This window comes from Pseudomonas trivialis (assembly GCF_001439805.1).
GTDB lineage: Bacteria > Pseudomonadota > Gammaproteobacteria > Pseudomonadales > Pseudomonadaceae > Aquipseudomonas > Aquipseudomonas trivialis.
In genome coordinates this window covers 1-8,696 of the sequence record NZ_JYLK01000031.1, presented here as the reverse complement: position 1 = coordinate 8,696, position 8,696 = coordinate 1, and the positions used below count along the sequence as shown (strand labels likewise).

Annotated in this window: 12 protein-coding genes; all 12 read right to left on the bottom strand. The window is 48.5% G+C overall.

Annotated elements, in window-relative coordinates:
* Positions 1-128: 128 nt before the first annotated feature.
* The 12 genes from TU79_RS25885 to TU79_RS24740 all read right to left on the bottom strand — a co-directional run bounded on the left by TU79_RS25885 (position 129) and on the right by TU79_RS24740 (position 8,162).
* Positions 129-587, bottom strand: coding sequence for a hypothetical protein (locus TU79_RS25885; RefSeq protein WP_082638722.1), 459 nt, complete (start codon positions 585-587; stop codon positions 129-131).
* Complete coding sequence (locus TU79_RS25880) at positions 588-875, bottom strand: hypothetical protein (protein ID WP_082638720.1); 288 nt, start codon at positions 873-875, stop codon at positions 588-590. It abuts the gene before it with no gap.
* Between the two features lie 78 nt (positions 876-953).
* On the bottom strand, positions 954-1,349 hold the full coding sequence (locus TU79_RS26205; protein ID WP_069665395.1) for a DUF6911 family protein: 396 nt from the start codon (positions 1,347-1,349) through the stop codon (positions 954-956).
* Positions 1,350-1,351: 2 nt separating this feature from the next.
* Positions 1,352-1,726 carry a cytidine deaminase-like fold-containing protein gene (locus TU79_RS27130; RefSeq protein WP_082638719.1) on the bottom strand — a complete coding sequence of 125 codons (375 nt, stop codon included), beginning with the start codon at positions 1,724-1,726 and terminating at the stop codon, positions 1,352-1,354.
* Between the two features lie 14 nt (positions 1,727-1,740).
* Entirely contained in the window at positions 1,741-3,354 is a 1,614-nt protein-coding gene (locus tag TU79_RS24755; protein ID WP_057010416.1) for a DUF637 domain-containing protein, read from the bottom strand.
* Positions 3,355-3,359: 5 nt separating this feature from the next.
* The gene (locus TU79_RS26695) at positions 3,360-4,163 is read right to left on the bottom strand and encodes a hemagglutinin repeat-containing protein (protein ID WP_057010415.1); all 804 of its coding nucleotides are present in this window, start codon (positions 4,161-4,163) and stop codon (positions 3,360-3,362) included.
* Between the two features lie 308 nt (positions 4,164-4,471).
* Positions 4,472-4,918 (bottom strand): hypothetical protein, encoded by a 447-nt coding sequence (locus TU79_RS26200; protein ID WP_139136815.1) that lies wholly within the window; start codon positions 4,916-4,918, stop codon positions 4,472-4,474.
* A complete protein-coding gene (locus TU79_RS26195; protein WP_139136814.1) occupies positions 4,915-5,205 on the bottom strand; it encodes a hypothetical protein in 291 nt (96 codons plus the stop codon). Before TU79_RS26195 ends, TU79_RS26200 begins: the two co-directional genes overlap by 4 nt.
* A 126-nt stretch (positions 5,206-5,331) precedes the next feature.
* Entirely contained in the window at positions 5,332-5,802 is a 471-nt protein-coding gene (locus TU79_RS25870; RefSeq protein ID WP_082638717.1) for a hypothetical protein, read from the bottom strand.
* Positions 5,803-6,707: 905 nt separating this feature from the next.
* Positions 6,708-7,199 carry a hypothetical protein gene (locus tag TU79_RS26190; protein ID WP_139136813.1) on the bottom strand — a complete coding sequence of 164 codons (492 nt, stop codon included), beginning with the start codon at positions 7,197-7,199 and terminating at the stop codon, positions 6,708-6,710.
* Positions 7,199-7,426: a hypothetical protein gene (locus TU79_RS26465; protein WP_175437652.1), complete on the bottom strand. Its 228-nt coding sequence runs from the start codon at positions 7,424-7,426 to the stop codon at positions 7,199-7,201. Before TU79_RS26465 ends, TU79_RS26190 begins: the two co-directional genes overlap by 1 nt.
* A 223-nt stretch (positions 7,427-7,649) precedes the next feature.
* The gene (locus tag TU79_RS24740) at positions 7,650-8,162 is read right to left on the bottom strand and encodes a hypothetical protein (RefSeq protein WP_010414779.1); all 513 of its coding nucleotides are present in this window, start codon (positions 8,160-8,162) and stop codon (positions 7,650-7,652) included.
* Between the last annotated feature and the right edge of the window lie 534 nt (positions 8,163-8,696).

Below are 8,696 nucleotides of genomic sequence, written 5' to 3'. Positions count from 1 at the left end.
TTTCCCTTATTGGAAACTGCACTGTTAATCGCGGTGCTGGATAGACTAACTGCCACAGCTGCCTGAGTAGTGGATAGGCCGAGGCCTGCGGGCCCCATGACCAAGGACAAAGCGATAGCGAGGATAACTCACCAAACCTCATGGGTCTCGGGTCTGTAATTCTTTTCAATACGCTCAACAAGCAATGGCGCACTGATAATTCCTCTTGTGGAATGCTTCAGCTCTTCCGAGCTAATCTCTCTCTCCAGCCGAAGTGCTTCGCTTCCATTCCATAGCCAAATAGAGCCTCCCGGCCCGCCATTTCTAGAACGGAACGTAGGAAACACTTGTAACCTTTCGGGAACCGGAACATTTGCCACAACGGATAGAAGGCCTTGATTTACCGCACTTTGAACAACAAAAAATGCGGAAAATTGTGGTTCACCATCAACAACAACCGAAAAATCTTTTGGTTTTTCATTATGAAATCCGGGGAAAATACGTATTAAAAAACCAAATTCTGGATGCTTATGAGTAACTTGCGCATATGCGACACCCTGCGAGGTTAACACCTGCAAAATGTCGCCCAGCTTTACCTTCTTAGCCATTTAAAATCCTTCATATCCAGCTTTTTTCAGCAGCTCGGCGCCGCGAATCAAACCCTGCTCATACTTAGTCGGTTTTTTGACAGACGATATAGAGTTAATCTTATTGATTAACGTGCCGCCATCTTTACCAAGGCCATGGTAGTCGATCAGTGTTTGCTCGACTGCCCGTGCGTCAGCACGTGAAAGGTTCTGTAAACCCTCTATTCTGTCAATCGTAATGCCTTTTTCTCTGAGGTGAGCTTGACCGCGCTTAACTATGTCGTCGGTTATTCCAACATAACGAGTCACTCCATCAACAACACAGTTATAAACACATGTCTTTCCGCCTATAGAGGCAACTTCACCTGCGCCTTTTGCACCAAAGGATTAAGCCATTAGGTTAAAAGAAACCTGACCCCCTTCAAAAAACCGCCTAAAAATATCAACCACAATTTCAAAATCCGTACAAACTCCTGAGGCATCTACAGCATCCCCAAGGATACAAACTGTCTGCCCTGAATTTTCGCCTCCTATGTAAGACCGAACAATGTAATCCTCGCCATTGTCCTCCCCTAAAGTCATCGCATACTTTCCATCATCTGCAATAACTTGCAAACTCAACAGCTCAAACCCATTAAAATTCACAGCCTCTAATGTAACAGAGCCAGACGTCCCGCATACTTCTCTTAGACGAAGTTCAATATCACTCCAAAGAGGTTCTTTAGCTCTACCCCCCTGACATTCAGATCCAAACCCGACAATCCATGATAGAGAAAATTTCATTACTAATTCCTCTCTCTCAGAGCCCGCATTCCAGGCTGCCAATATAGAGTTTTACCAGTTGCAACCTCTTTGACCTCAAGAGAAGTAAGTCCAGATTTCTCCGCCATTGCCGCAATATCTCCTCGACAGTACCCACACACTGCTTTACCAGAGACGGTAAGCTCCATGCTTGCCCCCATAGTTTTACCAGCAGTATATGCCTGCTGAATCACACCTATTTCTGCGTGAGCGTCGGCCATGTTTCCATTTGGCAGGACTTTCCCAGATGCGTCAGCCTTAGCGGTTACCCGATCAGATATCAAGGTTGGTTGACTCGCATTAGCTTCTGAAGCTGGACGTGCAGTCTGATTAAAATCGGTGAATGTTTTTCCGCCAATCTTTCCCTCTGCGGTTACAACTGGAGATACACCTTTTGCCCCCCCCCCCCAACGCTCCCTCTCCCGCCTATGAGTGTCGCAGCACCCGCCACACCCAAATCAGTGAGAATTCCGGCCTTTTCCCCCAGCTCCAGCTTATACCCATACATCCGATCCACCCAAGAGGTGGAGGCGTTCCAACGATCAAGATCGGCAGTCTCCTCAGCCGTCAGCCAACCCTCTTTCAGGTTCTTGGCAAACGCCACCTGCTTATCCATCGCAAACATATCGCCCCATCCGCTCGGATTAGGGGATCTCGACATGGGATTGCTGGGGTCACCTTGAAGCAAGCCAGGAACATCGTATGTAGTTTGCCGCAGTAATTTCTGCAGTTCCTGGGCAATAGGATCGTCCATGCGAATGGAGCCATTGACGATGTCGTCTACGCAACCACGGACCTTGCATGACCCGATAGGGGCTGAGTTTTTAGCAGACAGTTTCTCATACTTACCCAGAATGCCTTTGAGCTCGTCTTCGCCGCAGGTGTTAGTTGCGCGGCAGTCCTTGATTTCCTTGAGCAGAGCTTCGGCTTCAACGTGCTTGAGATTGTTATAGACCGTGGCCTGTTGAGCGACCCACGCAGCCTTTTCTTGGGCCTTCGCATCGCCACCTGCTGCCGCAGCGACCGTCATACCTAGTAGCTGAGACGTCATTGCCAACAGACGCTCATGTTGGTCACCAGGGAAGATTTTATCCCCAACCAGGCTAATTAATGCTTTGTTGGCACCGGCTGCCAAGGCAGCGGTACGGAAATCCCCACCCGCTGCCTCGCCAATCAATCCACCGACGATTGCGTGTACCGCTACTTTTGTGGAGAGATTGGTACCAAGGAGTGCATCACCTACCTTATTGTATATTGCACCGCTCAGGCCATCCGCTGCCATTCCGAGAGCGGCCTGCACCACGTTATCTTTAAACTTCCCGCCGTTGGCCACTGTATTCAATGCTGAGCGTACAGCGAGTTGAGCGCCGAGACTGTCTGGCACATAACCACCACTAATGCCTGCAACGGCGTACCCCTTCAGAGCTTGGCTGGAAGTCACATCCTTAAAAACAGCTCCCAGGTTTCCCTTGTTATTAATCGTGCTGATCACCGCACCACTGGTGGCGGAAGTAATCACTGCTGTTGCGGCAACATTGGCCCACCCCGCCGCCGCAGTCCCGACTGCCGTACCCGCCGTCACCATGGCTGAACTGCCGGCCGCTGCCATAGCCGTGCCAGAGCCTGCGGTACCGGCACCTGCGAATGTTGCACCCAAGGCTCCGCTAGCGGCACCAGCCGTCAACGCAGTTACGATAATCATGATCGCCAGCATCGCTCCCTGCCCAAGGCTGGAGTTACTGTACTTGTAAGAGTCGTGCGTCTCCTTGATCAGCTTCCAGTCAACATCGCCACGCTTCTCGGCGTCTTTCAACCACGCCATCTGGGGATCAGCCTGCACCATCGCATCAATGGCCTGGCTAACCGTCTGCTGATTCACCTGCTTCACATCAATATGCAGCCCATCCAATGCTTTGATGACAACGTCACCTTTAGCCGCCATCTGCGTTTGCCTGAACGTTTCGTCGGTATTGCCCTTACCGCTCATGCTGTTCAGGCGAGGCTCGATTTGCTTTTTGAATGGTTCTCCTGATCCAGGTCCTTCACGCCCTCGAAGTTGATTCCTCCACCACTTTGCAGGGTCAGGTCTTCACCGCTTTCCAGCTTGGCCGCTTGATAGCGTTGATCGCCGCCGCTAACCAGCGCGACGGCGCCACCGCCCTTGACCTCGCTTCCCACATTGACGACCTTGGTCACTTCATCGTGCTTGGTCTGCTTGCTACCCCAACTCCCCTTCTTCTTCATGTCATACAACGAATAATCACTGTCCTGCGCCGCCAGCACGTCCAGTCGATCACCCGCCACCAGATACGCCTCGTCCCCCGCCGTTACGCGGCTGGAAATCAGCGCCATGTCATTCCCCGCGCTCAGGCGGATATCCGCCCCGGCGCTCACGACAGTGCCGACCTGGCTGACGTGATCTTCCTGGGTGGTTTTCTTTTTGCTCTTGGCCAGCGAGTGGTCCTCGTCCGCTGCCGAGGCCAGGTTCATGTCTTCTCGGGCCGACAGGCCGATATCGCGCTTGGCGTCGATCACGCTGGCGATGGCGTTGAGGTCGCGCCCGGCGTTCATTTGCACATCGCGGCCGGCGCTGACGGTTGAACCGCTTTGCGTGGTGTTGGAGGTGTGTTTCCACATGCCCCCGTCGCCGGAATCGAGGGTTTGCGTGGCGACAATATTGATATCCCGCCCAACATTAATCAGTGTATCCGCCCCGCTTTTCAGCACACTGCCGCTGTTGGTGAAATCGCGGCCCGCCTTGATCGTCAGTCTGTGTTTATTGGGTGAAACTTGCATTTAGTATTACAAATGTATAGCGGCACCTAAAAGGCAGTAATAGGATAACTAATTGATACATATAGGAAATACTCACCTCGCAAGAGGTGCGTGTTGTGTATTGTGGTTTTGCTCCTGTTAAGGAGCGAAAAATCATGCTCAAAAAGGGCGTATTGAGCAGATAAACCGTAGGTCGTCAGGGTGGGTGCAAAAGGGGTGCAACTTGACTGCAGAAAGAGTGCAAATAGGGTGCAATCAGGGAGCAACAGAAACTGGAAATACCGGCGCAAGAGTGCGCCGGATCTCAGCCAAAGCAAAACAGCTGCTGATTAAGACTCTGGCAAAACCGAAAGCACTGCTTTAAAAATATGAGTTCCATCATCAACGGCTGATGATGCCTCATATATTGCTTCGGTCGCTGTCATAAGCGAATTCTCTCCACCAGCTAAGGACAGCGCCGATACAGCACGAGCTTGGCTAAACAACTGAAGGCCTTCTAGATTTAAGTTTTGCCCTTCATCCAGGCTGTCTTGCAAGTCAAAATATTTTTCATCTAACTGTGCAGCTAAAGCATCTAGCCCAGAAACCTGATCAGTTGTGAGTCTATTACCCGACAGTAGTTGCCTAAGAGACTCGACAACAATAGGCACTTCTACTGGACAAGCCTGAAAAGCAAGTTCGCAAGCCACTTTTACAGCAATTCTTCGTTGCTCCTCACTGACTAACTTAAGCTTTTCTACAAGTCCTTTCTCAACCATTTCTAAACGCATAATCATTGTTTAGCCTTTGGCAGTGGTTTTAATGGCGTTGACACATTGGCCCCTGTCGGCTCAATTACGTTCTGACATGATGCACAAACAGACCGTGTCGCACCGATATCAACAACTTTCAATCCGTTAGCGTTGGCATAGCTTACAATATCCGCTTCTGCGTGGCCAGTTCCAACAACTACTTTCTCGCCTTCTTGCAAACTCACTCCAGGACGAAGATAGCCACGAGGTTCACTTGTACTGACCAGAACAGAGCGAACACCATTCGCATCCTCTACTACCGCAACACCCATAGTTATTCGGCCTTGAGAATTCGCAGGTATTTGTGGCTGAATTTCACTTACACGACTTTGGATAAGTTAGATGGGTTGTCGTAGGCAAGACCTCGCTCTAGAGATGTACCTGCGCCTTTTGCACCATTAACTCACAGAGGCAAGGCTCACCCCCTCACTGATCACTATTTCCTTTGGGATCTCATCATAGATAAAAAGCTCATCACCTAAGTTCAAAATGGACAGGCAAAAATCGTTATCAAACGAGAGAACAACGCCTATCACCACGTTTTCTGCTAAGGACTGTACAAGTGATGCTGATACTAACCTCCTACCTACAACATCGGAGAAATAAAGCTCACCAGAAATACAAAAAATGTCTTGTCTACCGTACTCGCCTAGATCGCAGCTTGAAATCGGACTCAAAGAAAAACAGATAGATGCGCCATCAGGTCCGCCATAAAGCTTCCCAACTTCAGAGCTTTCAAATAGAAGGCCAACCTCTTGAGGCGCAGAATCCCTCTCGGAAGCGAAAACATGGAATAGAGCATTTACTGACAGTAGTTTCTTACCGAGTACTGTTAACAGCCAAGCAATCATAAGTCTAGGGGAATTCATTACCTGACACCTCCCTTCAATGCGCTCTGTACAGATGGATTCTGAGTTACCCCATCCTTCAGGATAGTAACGAACGTTCCATCAGGCTTGGTAACAACCACATCATTGCCCTTAACTCTGAAAAACACATCACCCCGTGCGCCATTTGCCCCTTGCCCAGCAAAAGTACCAGGGACTACCTTTTCAGGGTTACTCTCAACGTCATGAATTTTATCGAGTACTGTTATCGCTGATGCAGAATTGACCATCTGCCGACCTGGCGTTGCCCCATAAGGATTTAACCCAAAGTTAGATCTGCTACTGCTTTACGAAGTAGAAGCTTGGGTCAGAGAAATCTCGGCAACGGGGTCAACTCTGCATAAGCGGCAACAACCTCGGCAAAGCGGGGTCAATTGTCACAAAACTTTTAGCTGCCTAGCTATTTTTCTTGCCGAGTGACGTATTTTCTGAGTTTCTCCAGCGGATAACAGCAGCCGACCACCCAGTGCGTAACCAGAAAAAAGGGCCGATCTGAAAGAGTAAACCGCCCCCCCATACTTCGCTGCTGCGTATAGCAAAAGCTATACGCCATACGTCAGTGTTTATTGGGTGGAACCTGCATTTCGTATTACAAGTGTATAGCAGCACCTAGAAGACAGAAACCGGATAACTAATTGATACATATAGAAAATACCCACCTCGCGAGAGGTGCGTGTTGTGTATTGAGATTTTGCTCCTGTTAAGGAGCGAAAAATCATGCTGAAAAAGAGCGTGTTGGACAGATAGACCGTAGGTCGTCAGGGTGGGTGCAAAAGGGGTGCAACTTGACTGCAGAAAGGATGCAAAAAGAGTGCAATCAGGGTGCAGATAGGGTGCAAAAACACCGGCGCAAGGCCGGTGTCAGCATAGAAATGGCCACCTAAAAACTAACGCAGCCAGAATGGAGGATCATTGGGGCCAAGATTATCATACTCATCTAATGGACGAAGTTTTTCCACCATGTAATCAGGCATATCACAAACAATCGTTCTGACAGGTTTGTATACTCCCCAGTCCTCATAGAACCCCTTAGCTGATTCAACGCAATATTCAAAGCCTTCGAAATACTTAATGAATACTTCCGCATAACTTAAGCATGTCGTATCTAAGCAACTATTATTTGAACTCCACCCCAAGCTTTCCAACTCAACAATGCAGTTAGAAATACCAGACAAGCACTCTTTGGACCTCAACATAAACATCGTCGCCCCCTTTAAATCCTCAAGGCGCAAATAGCGACGAAACAGTCGATCTAATATAAGAAGATCACTTCCTGACAGCTCAGTTTTTTCTCTAATCACAGAAAAAAAGCAAACCATATCCGAAGCCATGCCAAGCTCAAAAATTGAGCTACCACCTTGAAAACCTACACGTTTCATCAGTTCCTCTTAAATTCAATGGCTTCTGGCTTGATTGCTCCATTCGACTTCTGAACAATACCTTTAATTATATTTCTTTCTTGGTCTACAGTTATCATCTGGCCACGCACATCAATAACGACTTGCTGCTGCATTCCCTGCGGTAAGTTTTCAGCTCGCTGGATGGCTTGCTTGGAAACATTACTAATCAATCCGCTTTGATTTTTTGCAATGTTGTAGTTCTTCACTTCAACACTGCATACGTTACCTACACACCAGTCTGGACGAACACTACCCGAAGTGCCGTAAGGAACTTCTTGTCCATTTTTATAACTGACTTGTGGGCGAGCTCCAGCACCAAGATCAGCGCCGACATCAATTTCAGATTTTTGGGGTGTGGGACGAACAGGTGTCCCAGTATAGGCAAGATCATCTACCTTTCCAGCAGCGCCACCAGTAGCTTTTGCACCATTAAATCAGGCCAAGCTCTCGCAACTGCCTCTCACTCGCAAACTCTAATCCACCGTTCTCAACCCTAGATCCATCTGAATAATTGGAGTACCCACAGACATTACACTGATAAGCCAGCAATCCATTGTACTTACCTATAAACGCGCGCATTCCCTCAGACTCACATCTGGGGCATTGCTCATCAACTTCGACAGTTGCCAGCTCCTCAATCGTATCGCGTAAGAATCTCGCAATCGAATCTACATCTCGAGCCTGACGTTTCAAAACAATACTCTTGAAATTAATTAAATCACTTACCTTAAAGGAAGAGTATTCAACTGGAATCTCCCTCTCATCTATTTTTGCAAGGCTATCGAACCCATAGACCGAAAACGGCTCACCGGTAAGATACTTACGGTTACTTCTCATCCAAAATAGTATTACTTCAAGAACTTGCCTCGAAGGTGTTTCGTCACTTAGAGTTTCCACTACCGACTGGAATTCATGCCATATTTTTAAGGGTAGAGTATGCATCAGTTGCCCACCTTAACCGGGAAGGTTGTAATTAAATTCCCTGCTTTATCGGTGAATACCTTTATCACAGACGTGGGAATGCCGCCATCCTTCAATGTAGTAGTACCAATAGCCCGACCCACATCAACTGTTCTTACGAATTGGCCATCTGGCAGCGCTATAACCGGGGACTTTACAACAGAACTGCTCTGTAGGATGCCTTTCAGCTCATCTGGAGCAATGGTAAACACGGAGCGCGAGGTGGAGATTTCTCTATTGAAATGCCCATCTATAACATGATCGAAACCCGCAGATACGGGATTGCCGTTATCACGAAGAGGGGTCGTTTCCGTGCGGCCATTGGCAATGTTTACACGCGACTGTACTCGGCCTGGGATCTGAGTAGCAGCTTCGCCTGTCGCTTTTGCACCAATTAAATTTTAAGAAAAATAGAAAAATCAGGACCTAGCTCATCCCTCAAGCACTCAGCTAGCAGCATGCCCTCCCGCTTGAATTCGCGTTCTAATTTCTCGCTCTTGAATCCAGAATTTGGCG

Coding starts and splice junctions, on each gene's coding strand:
- TU79_RS25885 (WP_082638722.1), bottom strand. CDS start 587: ATGGCTAAGAAGGTAAAGCTGGGCGACATTTTGCAGGTGTTAACCTCG.
- TU79_RS26205 (WP_069665395.1), bottom strand. CDS start 1,349: ATGAAATTTTCTCTATCATGGATTGTCGGGTTTGGATCTGAATGTCAG.
- TU79_RS24755 (WP_057010416.1), bottom strand. CDS start 3,354: ATGAGCGGTAAGGGCAATACCGACGAAACGTTCAGGCAAACGCAGATG.
- TU79_RS26695 (WP_057010415.1), bottom strand. CDS start 4,163: ATGCAAGTTTCACCCAATAAACACAGACTGACGATCAAGGCGGGCCGC.
- TU79_RS26200 (WP_139136815.1), bottom strand. CDS start 4,918: ATGATTATGCGTTTAGAAATGGTTGAGAAAGGACTTGTAGAAAAGCTT.
- TU79_RS26195 (WP_139136814.1), bottom strand. CDS start 5,205: ATGGGTGTTGCGGTAGTAGAGGATGCGAATGGTGTTCGCTCTGTTCTG.
- TU79_RS25870 (WP_082638717.1), bottom strand. CDS start 5,802: ATGAATTCCCCTAGACTTATGATTGCTTGGCTGTTAACAGTACTCGGT.
- TU79_RS26190 (WP_139136813.1), bottom strand. CDS start 7,199: ATGAAACGTGTAGGTTTTCAAGGTGGTAGCTCAATTTTTGAGCTTGGC.
- TU79_RS24740 (WP_010414779.1), bottom strand. CDS start 8,162: ATGCATACTCTACCCTTAAAAATATGGCATGAATTCCAGTCGGTAGTG.